The 17,914-nt window shown below is 65.8% G+C and carries 20 protein-coding genes; 10 read left to right on the top strand and 10 right to left on the bottom strand.

Going from position 1 to position 17,914, the window contains the following annotated elements; genetic code table 11:
- Positions 1–19: 19 nt before the first annotated feature.
- The 8 genes from LZA78_RS11305 (at position 20) to LZA78_RS11270 (ending at position 8,818) form a co-directional block, all read left to right on the top strand.
- On the top strand, positions 20–1,531 hold the full coding sequence (locus tag LZA78_RS11305; RefSeq protein ID WP_233677044.1) for a DUF2125 domain-containing protein: 1,512 nt from the start codon (positions 20–22) through the stop codon (positions 1,529–1,531).
- 60 nt (positions 1,532–1,591) lie between these two features.
- Complete coding sequence (locus tag LZA78_RS11300) at positions 1,592–2,941, top strand: TldD/PmbA family protein (protein ID WP_233677043.1); 1,350 nt, start codon at positions 1,592–1,594, stop codon at positions 2,939–2,941.
- A complete protein-coding gene (locus tag LZA78_RS11295) occupies positions 2,928–3,725 on the top strand; it encodes a 3'(2'),5'-bisphosphate nucleotidase CysQ (RefSeq protein ID WP_233677042.1) in 798 nt (265 codons plus the stop codon). The genes LZA78_RS11300 and LZA78_RS11295 overlap by 14 nt, the downstream gene beginning before the upstream one ends.
- Positions 3,726–3,800: 75 nt before the next feature.
- On the top strand, positions 3,801–4,553 hold the full coding sequence (locus LZA78_RS11290) for a transglycosylase SLT domain-containing protein (protein WP_233677041.1): 753 nt from the start codon (positions 3,801–3,803) through the stop codon (positions 4,551–4,553).
- Positions 4,553–6,637 carry a flagellar biosynthesis protein FlhA gene (gene flhA, locus LZA78_RS11285; protein WP_233677183.1) on the top strand — a complete coding sequence of 695 codons (2,085 nt, stop codon included), beginning with the start codon at positions 4,553–4,555 and terminating at the stop codon, positions 6,635–6,637. Before LZA78_RS11290 ends, flhA begins: the two co-directional genes overlap by 1 nt.
- Entirely contained in the window at positions 6,634–7,389 is a 756-nt protein-coding gene (locus tag LZA78_RS11280; RefSeq protein WP_233677040.1) for a flagellar biosynthetic protein FliR, read from the top strand. The genes flhA and LZA78_RS11280 overlap by 4 nt, the downstream gene beginning before the upstream one ends.
- Complete coding sequence (gene flhB, locus LZA78_RS11275; protein WP_233677039.1) at positions 7,386–8,465, top strand: flagellar type III secretion system protein FlhB; 1,080 nt, start codon at positions 7,386–7,388, stop codon at positions 8,463–8,465. Before LZA78_RS11280 ends, flhB begins: the two co-directional genes overlap by 4 nt.
- Positions 8,462–8,818 carry a hypothetical protein gene (locus LZA78_RS11270; RefSeq protein WP_233677038.1) on the top strand — a complete coding sequence of 119 codons (357 nt, stop codon included), beginning with the start codon at positions 8,462–8,464 and terminating at the stop codon, positions 8,816–8,818. Before flhB ends, LZA78_RS11270 begins: the two co-directional genes overlap by 4 nt.
- On the opposite strand, the gene LZA78_RS11265 is transcribed toward LZA78_RS11270, so the two are convergent.
- Genes LZA78_RS11265 through LZA78_RS11225 form a run of 9 tightly spaced genes read right to left on the bottom strand, consistent with a single transcriptional unit; the run spans position 8,803 to position 13,354 of the window.
- Positions 8,803–9,330, bottom strand: coding sequence for a flagellar basal body-associated FliL family protein (locus tag LZA78_RS11265; protein ID WP_233677037.1), 528 nt, complete (start codon positions 9,328–9,330; stop codon positions 8,803–8,805). The two genes, LZA78_RS11270 and LZA78_RS11265, sit on opposite strands and share 16 nt — an antisense overlap.
- Before the next feature lie 8 nt (positions 9,331–9,338).
- Positions 9,339–10,067, bottom strand: coding sequence for a flagellar basal body L-ring protein FlgH (gene flgH, locus LZA78_RS11260; RefSeq protein ID WP_233677036.1), 729 nt, complete (start codon positions 10,065–10,067; stop codon positions 9,339–9,341).
- 10 nt (positions 10,068–10,077) lie between these two features.
- Positions 10,078–10,497, bottom strand: coding sequence for a flagellar basal body P-ring formation chaperone FlgA (gene flgA / locus LZA78_RS11255; protein ID WP_233677035.1), 420 nt, complete (start codon positions 10,495–10,497; stop codon positions 10,078–10,080).
- Positions 10,497–11,282 carry a flagellar basal-body rod protein FlgG gene (gene flgG, locus LZA78_RS11250; RefSeq protein ID WP_233677034.1) on the bottom strand — a complete coding sequence of 262 codons (786 nt, stop codon included), beginning with the start codon at positions 11,280–11,282 and terminating at the stop codon, positions 10,497–10,499. The genes flgA and flgG overlap by 1 nt, the downstream gene beginning before the upstream one ends.
- A gap of 8 nt (positions 11,283–11,290) precedes the next feature.
- Complete coding sequence (locus LZA78_RS11245; protein ID WP_233677033.1) at positions 11,291–12,004, bottom strand: flagellar hook-basal body complex protein; 714 nt, start codon at positions 12,002–12,004, stop codon at positions 11,291–11,293.
- 3 nt (positions 12,005–12,007) lie between these two features.
- Positions 12,008–12,274 (bottom strand): flagellar biosynthetic protein FliQ, encoded by a 267-nt coding sequence (locus LZA78_RS11240; RefSeq protein WP_233677032.1) that lies wholly within the window; start codon positions 12,272–12,274, stop codon positions 12,008–12,010.
- Positions 12,275–12,276: 2 nt separating this feature from the next.
- Entirely contained in the window at positions 12,277–12,561 is a 285-nt protein-coding gene (gene fliE / locus LZA78_RS11235) for a flagellar hook-basal body complex protein FliE (protein WP_233677031.1), read from the bottom strand.
- A 17-nt stretch (positions 12,562–12,578) separates the two neighbouring features.
- Positions 12,579–12,971 carry a flagellar basal body rod protein FlgC gene (gene flgC / locus LZA78_RS11230; RefSeq protein WP_233677030.1) on the bottom strand — a complete coding sequence of 131 codons (393 nt, stop codon included), beginning with the start codon at positions 12,969–12,971 and terminating at the stop codon, positions 12,579–12,581.
- Between the two features lie 2 nt (positions 12,972–12,973).
- Positions 12,974–13,354, bottom strand: coding sequence for a FlgB family protein (locus tag LZA78_RS11225; RefSeq protein WP_233677029.1), 381 nt, complete (start codon positions 13,352–13,354; stop codon positions 12,974–12,976).
- Positions 13,355–13,434: 80 nt separating this feature from the next.
- Here LZA78_RS11225 and LZA78_RS11220 point away from each other — a divergent pair, with 80 nt between their 5' ends.
- Both LZA78_RS11220 and LZA78_RS11215 read left to right on the top strand, forming a co-directional pair.
- Positions 13,435–14,751, top strand: coding sequence for a FliI/YscN family ATPase (locus tag LZA78_RS11220; protein WP_233677028.1), 1,317 nt, complete (start codon positions 13,435–13,437; stop codon positions 14,749–14,751).
- Positions 14,752–14,835: 84 nt separating this feature from the next.
- Entirely contained in the window at positions 14,836–15,453 is a 618-nt protein-coding gene (locus LZA78_RS11215) for a response regulator transcription factor (RefSeq protein ID WP_255697409.1), read from the top strand.
- Between the two features lie 7 nt (positions 15,454–15,460).
- Here LZA78_RS11215 and LZA78_RS11210 read toward each other — a convergent pair whose 3' ends face one another.
- On the bottom strand, positions 15,461–17,914 hold the full coding sequence (locus tag LZA78_RS11210; protein WP_233677027.1) for a hybrid sensor histidine kinase/response regulator: 2,454 nt from the start codon (positions 17,912–17,914) through the stop codon (positions 15,461–15,463).

Genomic DNA, 17,914 nt, shown 5'->3' with positions numbered 1-17,914 from the left:
ATTCGGAAAGGAATTTCAGATGATCACCAAGCGTATCGCAAGCCTCGGTGCCATTTTCTCGCTGATGGGCACGACCGCGCTTTATGCCGATGTCACCGCCGAGCAGGTCTGGGACAGCATTCAGAAGAGCAATGCCGATTACGGCTCTGTGGTCACTGTCGAGAAAAGCGAGCGTTCGGGCGATACCCTGGTCTTGAGCGGCGTGAAGGTGGTATCCGAGCAGAACCAGGAAGAGCTGCAGATGCAGACCCGCAGCGAGATGAGCATGGGTGAGCTGCGCCTGCGTGAACGCGGCGATGGCACGGTGGAAATCACCGGCGCGGAGAAGATCAACATGGTGACCTCGTCGGCCGTGCAGGCCGAGCAGGAGACCGTCACCACGAATATGAACATGGTGATGACCCAGGCGAATTCGGTCGCCGTGGCCTCGGGCAGCCCCGAGAAGATCCGCTATGACATCACCGCGCCCGAAATGGTTCTCGAAGGCACCATGGAAACCTCGGGCGCAGACCAGCCGCCCGAACTGTCGCTGTCGGCCACGATGCAGGGCACCTCGGGTTTCTATGAGGTCGCGCATGGCGAGATGACCGAGACGCTCTCGAACCTGTCGATGTCGGCGCTCAAGTTCTCGATGGAGGGCAGCGACCCGGCGGCGACCGAGACCTTCAAGATGAGCGGCCAGATGGCCGACCTGCGCACCGAGGGCACGACCCGGATGAAGGTTGCACCGGGTGCGGCGGACTTCCTGACGGTCATGGCGGATGGCGCCGAGATCAACGGATATATCGGCTATGGCGCGTCGAACTTCGTGATCGAGGGCGTCACCGCGGAGGGTCCGGTGCATATGGAAAGCACTGCGGAATCGGGGCGTATCGACATTGTGCTGAACGGCAATGCCTTCGATTACGGCGTGACCTCCGGCCCCTCGACCTTCAGCCTCAGCTCGCCCGATGTGCCGTTCCCGATTGCGGGCGCCCTGGGTGACAGCGAGTTCCGCCTGGCCGCGCCGGTCGCGAAAAGCGAGGAAGCTGCGCCCTACACCGCCAAGCTGACGCTCAAGGATCTGACCGTGTCGGAGGATATCTGGGGCCTGTTCGACCCCATGGGACAGCTGCCGCATGACCCGGCCACGTTGATCGTCGATCTGACCGGCGCGCTGCGTCCGCTCGTGAACCTCTTCTCGGAAGAGATGGCGACGCTGGAAGGCCCGCCCGCCGAGGTCCAGACCCTCGATGTGAACAAGGTGCAGCTGACCCTGCTGGGCGCCGATCTGTCGGGCAAGGGTGCGCTGACCTTTGACAACACGATGGGCGTGCCGATGCCCCTGGGCGCGGTCACGCTGGATCTGACGGGCCTCAACGCGCTGCTGGAGAAGCTGGTAGCGATGGGCATGGTGCCGCAGGATCAGACCATGTTCGTGAACATGATGCTGGGCCTTTACGCCAAGCCCGCGGGTGACGATGCCTATACCTCGACAATCGAGTTCAACGAGGACGGCGAAATCCTCGCCAACGGCCAGCGTATCCAGTAAGACAAACGACACGTCAGGCCGCCCGGACGTTCCGGGCGGCCTTTTCATTGCGGAGATAGTATGTCCGATACTCGCCTGTCCGACCTGACCGGGGCCCTGCTGGAAGTCGCCAAGCGCGCCGGGGCGGAAGCCGCGGATGCCATGGCGGTCGATGGCCGTTCGATCTCGATCGACGTGCGCGGCGGCAAGCTGGAGCAGGCCGAGCGGTCCGAAGGTGTCGAGATCGGCTTGCGTGTGCTGATCGGTGGGCGCCAGGCCTGCGTCTCGGCCTCGGATATCTCGGCGCGGACCCTGTCGGACATGGCCGAACGTGCGGTGGCCATGGCGCGCGAGGCACCGAACGACCCCTATGCGGGTCTGGCCGATCCCGCGCAGCTGGCCCAAAGCTGGGACATCACGGCCTTCGAGCTTGAGGATACTTCCGCCGAGCCCGCGGCAAGCGCGCTTGAGGCCGATGCGCGCACCGCCGAGGCTGCGGCGTTGGCGGTTTCGGGGGTGTCGCAGGTGCAATCCGCCTCGGCCTCTTACTCGCGCAAGCGCGTGCATATCGCGGCCTCGAACGGGTTTTCCGGCGGCTACGGACGCAGCTCACGCGCGGTGTCGGCCGTCGCGATCTCGGGCGAGGGCCTGTCGATGGAGCGCGACTGGGCCGCCGAAAGCCGCACCTTTCAGGCCGATCTGCCCGATGCGGCCTCGATTGGCGCTCAGGCAGGTCAGCGCGCGGTCGAGCGCGCCAACCCCCGCCGCCCCAAGACCGGCGCCTATCCGGTGCTGTTCGACGAACGCATCTCGGGCAGCCTGATCGCGCATCTGCTGGCGGCGATTAACGGCTCGGCGATTTCGCGCGGCGCCTCGTGGCTGCGCGACGCGATGGACACGCCGGTTCTGCCCGAGGCGCTTTCGCTGACCGAAGAACCGCACCGCCCGCGTATCTCGGGCTCGCGCCCCTTCGATGCCGAGGGGCTGCCGACGCGCCGCCGTGCAATCGTGGAAAACGGCGTGCTGCGCAGCTGGACGCTGGATCTGGCGACGGCGCGCAAGCTGGGGCTGGAAAGCACCGGCAATGCCACGCGCGGGACGGCCTCGCCACCCGCGCCCTCGGTGGGTAATGTCACGCTGACGCCGGGCGTGCAGAGCCGCGCGGAGCTGCTGCGCGACATGGGCACGGGGCTTCTGGTGACCTCGTTCATCGGCGCGACGATCAACCCGAACACCGGCGATTATTCGCGCGGTGCCTCGGGGTTCTGGGTCGAGAACGGGCAGATTCAGTATCCGGTCAACGAATGCACCGTGGCGGGCAACCTGCGCGAGATGCTGATGCGGATCATCCCCGCCAATGACGCCCGCGCGCATCTCAGCCATCTGGTGCCGTCGCTTCTGATCGAGGGGCTGACGCTTGCCGGGCAGTGATTATCAGGATGATCTGGCGCTGTTGATCGAGGCCGCGAAGGCCGCGGGCGAAATCGCGCTTGGCTATTGGAAGCGAGGCCCCGAGGCCTGGGACAAGGGCGGCGGCGCCGGTCCGGTGTCCGAGGCCGATCTGGCCGTCAACGCGATGCTGGAGCGCGATCTGCGCGCGGCGCGACCCGATTACGGCTGGCTGTCCGAGGAAAGCGCCGACAGCACCGACCGCCTTGCGGCGACGCGGGTCTTCATCGTCGATCCGATTGACGGCACGCGCGCCTTTCTTGCCCATGACGGCGGTTTTGCCCATGCGCTGGCAGTGGTTGAAGATGGCCGCGCGGTGGCCGGTGTGGTGCATCTGCCCGCGCTCGATCTGACCTATGCGGCGGCGCTTGATGGCCCGGCGCTGCTCAATGGAGAGCCGATCAGCCCGAGCACCGCGCACAGCGTCGAGGGCAGCACGGTTCTGACCTCGAAGATGTCCGACGATCCGGGGCACTGGCGCCGCGGTGTGCCGCGCTATCGGCGCAGCCTCCGGCCCTCGCTGGCGTGGCGGCTGTGCCTAGTGGCCGAGGGGCGCTATGACGCGACGATCTCGCTGCGCCCGGCATGGGAGTGGGACATTGCCGCCGCCAGCCTGATCGCCGAGCGCGCGGGAGCCATGGCGACCGACCGCAACGGCAGCCCGCTGCGCTTCAACCGGCCCGGCGCGCAGTCGAACGGCCTTGTCGTGGCCGCGCCCCGGCTGCACGCCGATTACATCGCGCAATTGCGTCACTGGCCCGAGTGAGACGCGGCTAACCAATTGGCAAGACTTGGCCCCTAGCCTGCCCCCAGCAAGAACTGCTGTCGCGGGGCGAATCCCATGCCGGGTATCGGGCGCATTCTGATCGTGATCCTGTCGCTGCTGGCGCCGTCATGGGCACTGGCCAGCAACGCGCGCCTCGCCTCGGTCTGCGAGGAGGTCGCCGCCGAAGCCGCGCGGCGCTCGGGCGTGCCGGTGTCGGTGTTGAAGGCGATCTCGCTGACCGAGACGGGCCGCAAGCTCGAAGGGCAGTTCCGCCCCTGGCCTTGGACGGTGAACATGGAGGGGGCGGGGCATTGGTTCGACACCCTCCCCGAGGCGCGCGCCTTTGTCGTGCGCGAATACCAGCGCGGCGCGCGCAGCTTCGATGTCGGCTGCTTCCAGATCAATTACAAATGGCACAAGGAGGGGTTCTCCTCGATCGACGAGATGTTCGATCCGATGGCCAACGCGCTTTACGCCGCGCGCTTCCTGCGCGAGCTTTACGCTGAAACAGGGTCTTGGAACGCCGCCGCCGGGGCCTTTCATTCGCGCACCCGCGAATATGCGGATCGCTACGCCGCCCGCTTCGCCGAGCTGCGCCGACGCTACCTGGCCGAAGATGCAGGCCAGGCGCCGATCCAGCCGGGCGATGCGATCCCCGACATTCCCGATATCGTTCTGGCGGCGAATGGCGGCGGGCTCGAGGTCGGGCCGCCCCGGGTGAACACCTATCCGCTTTTGCAGCGTAGCGGCGATGTGCGCCCGCCCCTAGGCGGCGCGCCGGGGGCAAGCCTGTTTGCCTCGGCGGTGCGGCGCGTCGAGGCCGAATGATGCCACGCGTCACGCTGCTTGCGATCTTTCAGCCGACGATCCTGTTGGCCCTCGCGCTGATGGCGATCATCGTGATGATGATTCTTCCGGTGCCTGCCTGGGTGCTCGACGTGGGGCTTGCTGCGTCCTTCGCCATGGCCATCCTGATCTTCACCGTGACGCTGTTCATCGAGAGGCCGCTCGATTTCTCGGCCTTCCCGACGGTGCTGCTGGCGTCGCTGATGCTGCGGCTATCGCTCAACGTCTCGTCAACCAAGCTGATCATCGGGCAGGGACACACCGGCACGGGCGCGGCCGGCGATGTGATCGAGGGCTTTGCCAATTTCATCATGAGCGGGTCGGTTCTGATCGGCCTTGTGGTCTTCGGGGTCATCCTGATCGTCAACTTCATCGTTATCACCAAAGGCGCGGGCCGCATGGCCGAGGTGGGCGCGCGCTTTGCCCTCGATGCGATGCCGGGCAAACAGCTGGCCATCGACAGCGATATGAACGCGGGCGCCATCGACCATGCCGAGGCCCGCGCCCGGCGCGAACGCGAACAGGCAGAGACGACGTTCTTCGGCTCGCTCGACGGGGCGTCGAAATTCGTCAAGGGCGATGCGGTGGCGGGGCTTTTGATCACGCTGCTCAATCTGGTCATGGGGCTGATCATCGGCACGGCGGTGCATGGCATGCCGATTGGCCGCGCGCTCGAGACCTACGCGATCCTGACCGTGGGCGACGGGCTGGTCAGCCAGATCCCCGCAGTAATCATCTCGATTGCCTCGGCCATCCTGCTGTCGCGCGGCGGCGCGAAGGGCTCGGCCGATATGGAGCTGTTTCGCCAGCTCGGGAAATATCCACCCGCCCTGATGACGGTGGGGGTTCTGATGGCGCTGTTCGCGCTGGTGCCGGGCCTACCGTTCTTGCCCTTCATGGTTGGGGCGCTGGTGCTCGGGGGCGCCGCGCAACTGCTGCGCCGCGCCGATCAGAAACGCGCGCGGCGCGAGGCGATGAAGATGCCCCCGCCCGAGCCTGCGCGGCGTAAATCCATGGGCGACATTCTGGATGTCGATGACATCCACGTCGAATTCGCGCCCGATCTGGTGGCGATGGCGCTCGACCCAGCGACGGGCCTCGACGCGCGGATCGCCAATATGCGCAACCACGTGGCGGCCTCTTTCGGGCTGATCCTGCCCGAGATCCGCCTGACCGATGACGGCGCGCTGCCGCCCGGCACCTATCGCATCCGCATTCAGGGGGTCGAGCAGGCGCGCGACCGCCTCCGCCCCGAGCGCGTGCTGGCTCTGATCGCCGACAACCGCGATCTGCTACCTGCTGGCGAGGATGTGCGCGAGCCGGTCTATGGCGCCCCCGCGCGATGGGTTCCCGCCGCCTCGCAGGAGGAGGCAGTGCTGACCGGCTCGACCGTGGTGTCCCCGACCGAGGTTCTAGCCACCCATCTGCTTGAGGTCATCAAGCGCAACTTCGCGCGCCTCATGGGGCTGCGCGCGCTGCGCCGCCTGCTGGAAGAGACGGCGAACCTCTCCGATCCCGCACGCGCCGACGCGAACCGCCGAATCCTTGATGAGCTGATCCCCGACAAGGTGCCGCTCGACTTGCTGCTGGCGGTGTTGCGCCTGCTGCTGGAAGAGCGCGTGTCGATCCGCAACCTCCTGCTGATCGTCGAGGCTATCGCCGAGGTGCGCGGGTTGCAATCGCCCGAGGCGATCTGCGAGCATGTGCGCCAGCGCCTCGGGTTCCAACTGGTGGCCGAATACCGGCGCGAGGATGGCACCCTGCCGCTGCTGCAACTCGCGCCCGAGTGGGAGGACACCTTTACCACCTACCAGCTCCAGACTGATCGCGGCCCGGCCGATGTCGCGCTGCCGCCCGACAAGTTCAACCGGCTGGTCGCCAACGTCTCGGACAAGATCGCGCGGGCGGGCGAGACCGGCGTTTTCCCCGCGATCATCACCTCGACCCGCCGCCGCCGTTTCCTGCGCACCGTGCTGGCGGCCAAGGGCATCTCGGCCCCGGTCCTCAGCTTCGAGGAAATCGGCATCGACGCAAAACCCGCCATGGTCGGCGTGGTGCCCGCATGAGCGCCGCACTGGTCGAGCTGCTACAGATCAGCCAGACGCTGCTTGTTGCGGGCTTTGTGGTGTTTCTGCGGATCGGCGGCATGATGGCCCTGTTGCCGGCCTTCGGCGAACAAAGCATCCCGGCGCGGGTGCGCCTTGCGCTTGGGCTTGACTTCACTGTCGTGGTGCTGCCCGCAGTCGAGGTGCCCGCGCCAACAGCACTGATCTGCGCCGCCGAGGTGATGATCGGGTTGCTGATCAGTGCGGTGCTTCGGCTGTTCGTCATCGCCCTGCAAATCGCGGGCACGCTTGCCGCGCAGGCGACCTCGCTCTCGCAGCTTTTCGGGGGCTCGAGTGGCGAGCCGCAGCCCGCGATCGGCCACCTGTTGATGCTGGGCGGGCTAGCGCTGGCGGTGCAATCGGGGCTGCATGTCCGCTTTGCCCAGTTGATGATCGGCTCTTATGACGCGCTGCCGCCCGGTGGCTTCCCCGATGCAGCGCTGGTGCGCGCTTGGGGGCTGGCGGGGGTTGCGCAGGCTTTCGCGCTTGCCTTCTCGATCGCCGCGCCCTTCGTGGTGGCCGGGCTGATCTACAACGTTGCCCTCGGCGCGATCAACCGGGCGATGCCGCAGCTGATGGTGGCTTTCGTGGGCGCGCCTGCGCTGACCGCCGGGGGACTCGTCTTGTTGATGATCGCCGCGCCGACCGGGCTGATGGTCTGGCTCGGGGCGTTCGAGGGCTTTCTTGACAACCCCTTCGAGGTGGCCCCATGAGCGAGGATGACAGCGAAAAGGAATTCGAACCAACCCCGCAAAAGCTAGAGCAGGCGCGGCGCAAAGGCGATCTGATCCGCTCGGCCGAGCTGAGCGTGGCGGCCAGTTATGGCGGTGTTCTGCTGGTCGCGATGGGGTTGGGGGCAAGCAGCCTGACGTTGTTTGGCCAGAAAGAAATGGTGCTGCTTGACCAAGCAGACAGCCTTTCGCGCCTGATCTTCGGTTCCTCCGCCGCGCCTGTGGGCGGGATGATCGGCGGGATCGTGGCGGCGATTGCGCCGTGGTTCGCGCTTCCGCTGGCGCTGGTGCTGGCGGCGATTGGGGCGCAGCGTGCGCTGGTTTTCGCCCCCGACAAGATCCGCCCGAAGCTGAGCCGGATCGACCCGATCGCCAATGCCGCGCAGAAATTCGGCCGCGCGGGGCTGTTTGAATTCGCCAAGAGCTTCGTCAAACTGATCGTGATCGCTTGCGTCCTCGGCGTCTTCCTCAGCAGCCGGATCGAGGGGATTCTGGCGATGCAACGCACCGCGCCGGGGATAAGTTCGGTCGCGGCGATGGTTATGCTGCGCGATTTCCTGATTCTGGTCTTCCTGATCGCCCTGGTCGTCGGTGCGCTCGATTTCCTGTGGCAACGGGCTGAGTTCCTGCGCCGCAATCGGATGAGTCGCAAGGATCTGAGCGATGAGATGAAGGAATCCGAGGGCGATCCGCACCTCAAGGCGCAGCGGCGCCAGAAGGGGGTCGAGATCGCGACGCGCCAGATGATTTCCGATGTGAAGACCGCAGACGTCGTGATCGTGAACCCAACCCATTACGCGGTGGCGCTGAAATGGCAGCGTTCAAGCGGCCGCGCGCCGGTCTGCGTCGCCAAGGGCGTCGATGAGATCGCCGCGCGGATCCGGGCCGTGGCAATGGAGAGCGGGGTCCCGATCCACTCCGATCCGCCTACCGCGCGGGCCCTGCACGCGGCGATGCAAGTGGGCGAGGAAATCCGCCCCGAGCATTACAAGCCCGTGGCCGCCGCGATCAGGTTCGCGGAAACCATGCGTCGGCGTGCGAAGGGGATGCGGAAATGATCGGCAAGAAGTTGGCAAGCTTGCGGATGCTGGCGCAGCTTCGCCAGGAGATCGAGTTGGGTCGTCTGGCGTCTCTGGCACAACAGCAGGCTGCGCTGCGCGAGCGCCAGCAAGCCCTGCGCGCGGGGCTTCATGCGCAGGAGGGCGCGGGCCCGGACGATCCGGCCACGCTCGGGAAATATCGCGACTGGGTGCAGGAAAACTGCGAGGCTCTTGCGCGGCGCGAGGCGGCTCTTGCCCCGGATATGGCGCAGCAGCGCGCCGCCGCCGCGAAGGCATTTGGCCGCAATGAGGCGCTGGCGAAGCTTGCCGCCCGTCAGGCGGCAAAGGGGCGGCGTCAGCCGTTATCCTGACGTACGATATCCGAGATCAACACGCTTTTCACCTCGGCCCCGAGGGTTTTGCGCGCGGCCTCCAGCAGCGAACGGCGCAGGTCGTCCAGTTGGCTGGCGTCGGTGAAGGCCCCGCGAAAGCCGCCTGCATTGGCGTGGTCGAACAGGACCTGAAGGAAGGCGTCGCGCAGCTTCGGCTCAACCGCATAGACCCGTTCGGTCGCGCCAAGCCCGACCTCAAGGCTGAGCGACAGGATGACGAGCGAGGCGACGCGGGCATCCTCGACCACCGGCACGACGAACTGGTTGTTGAGCTTGACATACTCGACCGTCGCGCCCGCGCCATGATCGTCGCCCGCAGGCGCGGCATGATCTGAGGGGGGCGCCGCGTCCGCAGTATGCGCGTCAGACGCCGGTGCATGGGTGCCCGCCGCGGGACTAGCCTCTTCCGCAGGCGGTCGCAGGAAGTAGCCCGCGCCACCACCGGCAAGAACCCCGATCATGGCAAGAAGGATGGGCAGGAGCTTGCGCATGAGGGGCCTCAGAACGGCAGCAGCACGTCGGCGACCTGCTGGCCGATCCGGGGTTGCTGCACATCGGTGATCTGCCCGCGCCCGCCATAGGAAATCCGCGCGCCCGCGATCTTGTCATAGGTGATCTCGTTCTGGCGGCTGACATCCTCGGGGCGCACGAAGCCGGTCACGATCAACTCGCGCATCTCGAAATTCACGCGCACCTCCTGGCTGCCCTGGATCTGCAAGGCGCCATTGGGCAGCCGATCAAGCACGGTCGCGGCGATGCGCAGCGTCAGCTTTTCCTTCCGGCTGACCGAGCCATCGCCCTGGTAGGATGAGCGCGAATTCGTCGAGAAGGCATCGGCCATGCTGGCGCCCTCTGGCAGTTCGGCGTCGATGCGTTGCGGCAGCCCGAGCAGCGAAGGGATCCCCATCGAATCCGAGCCATTGCGGCTGCGCCCCGAGCTGTTCGAGATCTCGGCTTTGTCGTCGATCTCGATCACGACGGTCAGGATATCGCCGCGCTGTGCCGCCCGCCGATCCCCCAGCAGAGAACCGCGCGTGCCGGACCAGAGCGAGGCCTCCTGCGCGGCGGGTTGCGGGTAGCCCAGGGTCTCGGGCATGGGATGCGTGTTCATCGCGAAGAATTCGCTGCCGTTCTCGACCGGGGTGAAGGCGGGCGCCTTGCCGACGTCTTCCAATCGCTGGCAGGCGATAAGCGCGGTTGCGGCAAGCAGGATCACAAAGGGGCGCATGACGGGCCTTTCACTGGTTTGAAACGATTGCCGTGCCATCGGGGGCGATGCGGGCAAAGACGGTGGAGCGCGAGCTGATATTCATCACCCGGATCGTGTCGCCGACCCCGGCGCGGTCGAGAACCCGCCCCTCGGTCTGGATAAGCAGCCCGCCCTGGCGGTAGGTCAGCGGCACGATCTGGTTGCGCTCGACGATGGCGGGGGGGCCGAGTTCCTCGGGGTGGAGCGGCCGCCCAGCGTAGATCGCGACGCGGGTCTCCAACCCGATAGCCTCTTCAGGCGCCGTCAGCGCACCCGGCAGCGTGCCCGGCCCAAGCGCCAGATCGGCGGGGGTGAGAACGGTCTGCGCGCGGAGGGTGCGGGTTGCGATCAGCGTATCGGCCAGCGCGCTACCCGGTATAAGCGCAAGCATGACGAGCAGCCAACGCATCAGCGCACCTGCGTCGTTGCGCCCAGCATCTGGTCGGCGGCGGTGATGACCTTGGCGTTCAGCTCATACCCGCGCTGTGCCTTGATCAGCTCGGTGATCTCGCGCACCGGATCGACCGAGCTTTCCTCCAGATAGCCCTGGCGCAGGGTCCCAAGCCCGTCCTCGCCGGGCGTCGAGACCTGCGGCGAACCGGAGGCGCCGGTTTCCAGAAACAGGTTCGAGCCCGTCGCCTCGAGCCCCTTTTCATTGGGGAACCCCGCCAGCGTCAGTTGCCCGAGCAACTCGGGCTCGACCCGGTCGCCGAAATAGGCATAGACCTCGCCCGCGGCATTGATCGACAGGGTACGCGCGTCCTCGGGGATGGTGATGCCGGGTGCGACGGCATAGCCGTCCGACGTCACGATCAGCCCATCGGGCGAGCGTTTGAGCCCACCATCGCGGGTATAGGCCGAAATGCCCGAGGGAAGTGTCACCTCCAGATAGCCCTGACCGTCGATCGCCACATCGAGATCTCCGCCGGTTTGCGACAGCGAGCCCTGCGCGAGGTTCACGGTGACCGAACTCGGGCGCACGCCAAGGCCAAGCTGCACCCCGGCCGGGATCACCGTGCCGTCACTGGCCGAGATCGTGCCGGGGCGCGTCATCTGCTGGTAATGCAGGTCGGCGAACTCGGCGCGGCGGGCGTTGTAGCCCGTGGTGGACATGTTGGCGAGGTTGTTCGAGATCACCTCGACCCGCATTTGCTGGGCACTCATTCCGGTTGCGGCGATTTGCAGGGCGCGCATGGGGCCTCCTATCGGCTGAGCGTCGAGATGACGCTGCGGATACGTTCGTCTTCACGGTTGAGGAAGGTCTGGCCCATCTCATAAGCGCGTTGGACCTCGATCATCCGGGCGATTTCGGCGACCGGATCGACATTGGATTCCTCGATGAAACCTTGCAGCAGCGTGGCGCCTTCGGCGGGGTTCACGCCGGCTTCGGCGGTGAACCGCGTGCCGCCGGTATGGATCAGACCGTTCGGGTCGGCGGGCAGGTAGATGCCGACCTGCGCCAGCGGTGTTGCGCCAGCCGACAGCGTGCCGTCGGGCGCAAGCGTGATCGGCCCGGCGTCCGAGGGCGCGAACACGGGCGCGCCGCCGATATCGAGCAGCCGGTGCCCATCCGCCGTCACCAAATCACCCTCGGGGTTCGGAGAAAAGCTGCCCGCGCGGGTCAGCTGGTTGCCCTGGGGTGTTTCGATCAGAAAGAAGCCCTCGCCCTCAATCGCGAAATCGAAACTGCCGCCGGTCTGCGTCAGCGGCCCCTGCGCGAGCGAGACGTTACGCCCATGCGCATAGGCCATCGACAGGCTCTCATCGCCCTCAAGCGCCTTCACATGTTCCGAGAAGATCACGCCTTCGCGGCGGAACCCGCTGGTCGAGAGGTTCGAGATATTGTTGGCGACCGCCTGCATTTCGCGCATCAGGCCGGATTGGCGCGAGAGCGTGGCGTAGATTGCGTTGTCCATGGATCAGCCCCCCGCGATCAACGGCACGATCCGCGTGGTGAAGAAATCCACCAGCGTGTCCGACATGAAGGACATCGACACCCAGAAGACGAACAGCATCGCGCCCACCTTGGGCACGAAGGTAAGCGTCATCTCCTGCACCGAGGTCAGCGCCTGAAAGAGGCCGATCGCCACCCCGGCGACCAGCGCTACGCCCAGCATCGGCGCCGAGATCATCACGGCGATCCACAGCCCCTGGCGCATCGTGTCGAAGAAGACGGCCTCTTGCATGATCACACCGGCATCCGAAGGATTTCCTGATAGGCCTCAACCACCTTGTTGCGCAGGGTCACCGCCGTCTCGACCGCGAGTTCGGTCTGCGCCAGCGCCTGCACCAGCGCGTGCGGGTCGGCCCCGCCCAGCATCGCGGATTTGGCGGTTTCCTCGCCCGCGCGCAGCGTCTCGGCAAAGCTGGTCGCGACCTTGCCGATGCTTTGCTGCGCGGCCTCGGGGCGGGCTGCGGCCGCCGCGCGGGCTTGCGTATAGCCCTGTGTTGCGAATGAGGTCTTGATGTCCATTCTGAACAGCCTTCCGGTTATCGGCGCAGGAGATCGAGCAGCGACGACGACATCTGCCGTGTCTGGTCGAACATCCTCAGATTTGCGTCGTAGCTGCGCTGCGCTTCGCGCGCGTCGGCGATTTCAAGCACCAGATCGACATTCGACCCGTCGTAATAGCCAGCGTCATCGGCCAGCGGGTGGCCGGGGTCATAGACCCGCTCCAGCGCACGGGGATCGAGCGTCACGGGGCCGAGCGCCACGGCGCCCGTCCGCTGACCCTCTGCCACCACCTCCTCGAATGCGGCGGTTTTGCGCTGATAGCCGGGGGTGTCGGCATTGGCGATGTTCTCGGACACATGGCGCAGGCGCGCCGCCTGGGCCTTCATGCCGGATGCCGAGAGAGAGAGGGCGTAGGAAAAATCGCTCATGCTCAACTCCGGCCCAGAGAGCTGCGCAAAATGCCGAGCGAGCTTTTATAGATGCTCAGCGCCAGATCGTGTTCGCGCCGGATATCGACACCGCGCACCATCTCTTCCTCCAGCGAGACCGAGTTTCCGTTGGGCGAAGGCGTGCCGTCCTGAACCAGCAGTTTTGCGCTGGCCGAGACCTCGGCGCCCAGATGGCCCGCCCGGCTCTGACGCAGGGCGACGGCGTCATCGACCGCGTAGGTTTGTGCAAAGGATGCCGCATCGCGCGCCCGGTATCCGGGCGTATCGGCATTGGCGATGTTCTGCGTGACGGCGGTCTGGCGCAGCGCCGCGTGGCGCGCCATGGACTGGGCCATCTGCATGATTTCGAGCCTGTCGAACATCGGGGCTTCTCCTCCGAGCTATCAACCAAGGCTTAAGAGCGAATCGTTTAGAAACCGTTTCATGCAGCAGGGAGGCCAGAATGGCATTCATCGGGTTTGAACCCTTGCAGGCCGAGATCTCGGATCTTGTCGTGGCCCGCCCGGTTGGGCGCGTGTGCGAGGTTGGGCGGGGCATGATCGAGGTGTCGGGCCTCACGGCGCATGCGGCGCTTGGGGATCGCGCGCGGATCTGGTGTCAGGGCCGCGTGGTCGGGGCCGAGGTTCTGGCGCTGCGGCCGCAGATCGTTACGCTTCTGGCCGATGGCGGGGCCGAGGGGCTGGCGATCGGTGACCGGGTCGAGCTGATGGGGCAGGCGGGGCTTGCGCCGGATGACAGCTGGGTCGGGCGGATCGTCGATCCTTTCGGGCGCCCGCTTGATGGCAGGCCGCTGGCGCGCGGCAAGCATGAACGCGCACTGCGCGCCCCGCCGCCGCCAGCCGCCCAACGGCGGCGTCTTGGCGAGCGGCTCGAGACCGGGCTGGCGGTGTTCAACACGCTTCTGCCGCTGGTGCGCGGCCAGCGTGTCGGGCTTTTCGCAGGCTCGGGCGTGGGGAAATCCTCGCTGCTTGGAAAGCTCGCGCGCGGTGTGCGTGCCGATGTCGTGGTCATCGCCCTGGTGGGTGAACGCGGACGCGAGCTGCGCGAATTCGTCGAGGGCGTTCTTGGCCCCGAGGGGATGGCGCGCTCGGTCGTCGTCGCGGCGACCTCGGATCAGTCGCCCCTCGTGCGCCGCCGCTGCGCCTGGAGCGCGATGGCCGTGGCCGAGCATTTCCGCGATCAGGGGCGGCATGTGCTGTTTCTGGCCGACAGCGTCACCCGCTTCGCCGAGGCGCATCGCGAGGTCGCCCTGGCCGGGGGCGAACCGCCTAGCCTGCGGGGCTTCCCGCCCTCGACCTCGCATCAGATCATGGCGCTGGCCGAACGCGCGGGTCCGGGGCCGGAGGGCACGGGTGACATTACCGCGATCTTCAGTGTGCTTGTCGCGGGCTCGGATATGGACGAGCCGGTGGCCGACATCCTGCGCGGCGTGCTGGACGGGCATGTCGTGCTGGATCGCGGGATCGCTGAACGCGGGCGCTTTCCTGCGATCGATCTGTTGCGGTCGGTCTCGCGCTCCTTGCCGGATGCGGCAAGCGCCGAGGAGAACGATCTGATCGGCACGGCGCGGCGCTTGCTGGGCACTTATGACCGCGCCGAGATGATGGTGCAGGCGGGGCTTTATGCGCAGGGCTCGGACGCGCTGGTGGACCGGGCGATCGCGCTCTGGCCCGCGCTCGACGGGTTCATCTCGCAAGATGAGCCAGCCGATATTCAGGCCAGCTTTCGCACCTTGTCGGGGATTTTGATACAACGGTAGAGTTCGTTAAGATTTTTGGTCGCGCGTTTCCGCAACGTATTATATCGTTTGGTAGACAAGTCATTTGATCCAAGAGGCATTACAATGATCACGGTCCTGATCGCCGACGATCATGAAATGGTACGCGACTCGATCGCGGCATATCTTGAGAACGAACAGGATATTCAGACCGAAGTCGCGAAGGACATGCCCAGTGCGCTGAAGAAGACCGTCGATCACGGCGGTTTCGATCTGGTGCTGCTGGATTACACGATGCATGGCATGAACGGTCTGAACGGCTTGCAAGAGGCGATGCGCGCCAATGGCGGGCGCCCGGTGGGTCTGATCTCCGGCACCGCGACGCGCCATGTTGCGAATGAGGCGCTGGCGCTTGGCGCTGCGGGTTTCCTGCCCAAGAGCCTTTCGGCGAAATCCCTTATCAATGCGGTGCGCTTCATGGCCTCGGGTGAGGTCTACGCGCCCTTCGAGTTCCTTGCGGGCGACGAGGACGACGACAAGACAGAGCTGGCCAAGCAACTGACCGAGCGCGAAGGCGAGGTCATGCGCGGGCTCTTGCGCGGGCAGTCGAACAAGGAAATCGCGCGCGACATGGGCATCCAGGAAGTGACCGTAAAGCTGCACGTCAAGACGCTGTGCCGCAAGATCGGCGCGCGCAACCGCACGCAGGCGGCGATCATCGCCAAGGAAGCCCATTTCCACTAAGGGCGGCTCAGGCCGTCGCGTCTTCCAGCAGTGCTTTCAGGGCCGTGCGCGTCTCATCCCAGATCGGGATCAGCTTGCCGTCAATCTCGACCGTCTCGCCGCCCTTGCAGCGCGCCTCGATGCTGCTCAGGGCCTTGCGCAGGCGCTCGGCGCCGAAGGTGCCGCAGGCGCCGGCAGTCTGATGGATCAGCGATAGCGCCTCTGGTGTCGCGGTGGTCGCGACACGACCGGTCAGGGTTGCGACGGCGATATCGGTTTCGACGATGAAGCTCTTGAGCAGCTTGATGAAACTGCCCGGGGGCAGACTTTCACGCAATTCCTGCAAGGCATCGTGGTCCAGCAGTCGTGGCGCGGAGCTGGGGACCTTGCCGCGTGCCGTGGCCGTGGGCAACGCGCCGAAAAGGGCGCGCAGTTTTTGCCCGCTGACCGGTTTGATGATCCAGTCATTCATGCCCGCCGCTTCGAACTGTGCGACTTCGCTTGGCAGGGCATGGGCGGTCACGGCAACGATGCGCGTCGCGCGCGAGGGGCCGCTGCCCGAACGGATCGCGCGCGTGGCCTCGAACCCGTCCATCTGCGGCATCGAGATATCCATGAAAATCACGTCGTAATGGCGATAGGCGGCCTCCTCGACACCGTCGCGCCCGTTATGCGCCTCGATCACGCGGTGGCCCATCTTGAGCAGCATCTCGCGCAGGACGAAGCGGTTGATCTCGTTATCCTCGACGATGAGGATGTCGAGCGGCTTGGTCGCGAGCTGCGTCACCGGCTCATCTGCCTGTTCGGATGCGACGGCGTCGGCCACCTCGGTCAGCGGCACGCGCAGCCAGAAGGCGCAGCCCTCGCCCTCTTCGCTTTCTACGCCGACCTCGCCGCCCATGGTCTCGGCGTAGCGGCGCGCGATGCCCAGGCCCAGGCCCGTCCCCTCGGCGCGGCGGCCGTAGGTCGTGTCCAGCGTCACGAAATCGTCGAAGATACGGGTCAGGTCGGCCTCGGCGATGCCGATGCCGGTGTCGATCACGCGAAACTCGATCATGGCGACGTCTTGCACCTGACCGACCCGCTCGATCTCGATGGTGATTGCGCCGTCTTTCGTGAATTTCACCGCATTGCCGACCAGGTTCAGCAGGATCTGGCGCAGCTTGCGTTCATCCCCCGAGACGGAACGCGGCAAAGTTCCGATCCGCTCTGTCCGAATGATGTTGCCGTTGCGATGCGCCAGAGCGCGCTGCGACTCGACGATCTCGGCGACGGTGGTGTCAATTTCGAAAGGCGTTTCGGACAGGGTCTCAGAGCCCGAATCCGAGCGCGAAATCTGGAGCACGTCGTTCACATGGTGCAGCAACAGGCGCCCCGAGACGCGCATCGTGTCGAGATATTTGCGCTGCTGTGGCGTCAGCGCGGTATCGTCCATCAGCTCCAGCGTCCCCAGCAGGCCGTTCAAGGGGGTGCGCATCTCATGGCTCATCACCGCAAGGAATTGCGTCTTGGCCCGCTCACCCACCAGCGCGTCGTCGCGGGCCTTTTGCAGGGCCTCCTCGCGTTCGAGGCTCTTGGTGATGTCGCGAATATAAGAGACGAAGATCTCATCCTTGCCCGCCAGCACCGAAGAGACCGAGACCTCGACAGGAAAAACCGCGCCCGATTTGCGCTTGGCCTGTAGCCGGATCCGTCCCGCGCCAAGATAGTGCTTTTCGCCCGTGCTCAGGTAGCGCCGCATGGCTTCCAGATGCTGTGCGCGCAGACCGTCGGGGATGATCAACTCATGCATCGGCTGGCCGATTGCCTCGGCCCGTGCATAGCCAAAGATCTTTTCCGCGGCGCCGTTGAATTCGATCACCTGACCGCTGCGATTGGCCACGATGACCGCATCGAGCGACGTTGCCACGATCGCCTCGGTCTGTTGGCTGGAGCGCTTGAGCTGCTGTTCGCGCCGTGCATTCAGCCGGAACAGATGGATCAGCCACAGCAGCAGCGCGGTCAGCGTGAAGATCAGGAACAGCGTGCCCGCCGCAAGCCGCAGCAGCGTCTGCGAGATATCCTCGCGCTGCGCATCGGACCGCGCGGCAAAAACCATGATGCCGCGCAGCGAAATCGCCCGCAGCTGCGCGCGCAGGGTTTGCGCATGGGTCAGAAGCTCGGGCAGGGCCGCCACAAGCGCCGGATCGTCACCATCCATAAGGCGCGCGGTCGAGTCCAGATAGGTGGTGACCGAAGTCAGCGCCTCGGCAATCTGGGGTTCGCCATGGATCGACGAATAGATGTCGCCACGCTTCACGATCTGGATGCGGCTGTAGAAAATGTCGAATGACCGGCGCAGCTCATCCAGCGTTCCGTCGGGCATTTCCAGCGCCATCAGCAGGTTGTTTTCGTAGCGATAATACTCCAGCTCGACCTGCGAGAGCGACCATTGAACGTTGTCCGATCTTGAGGCCGCCAGCAGCTCAAGCTGGCTTTTCAC

It is taken from the genome of Rhodobacter flavimaris, from assembly GCF_021378075.1.
Classification (GTDB): domain Bacteria; phylum Pseudomonadota; class Alphaproteobacteria; order Rhodobacterales; family Rhodobacteraceae; genus Rhodobacter; species Rhodobacter flavimaris.
The sequence above is the reverse complement of the archived record's forward strand: the minus strand, read 5'-3'. Positions and strand labels throughout refer to the sequence as shown.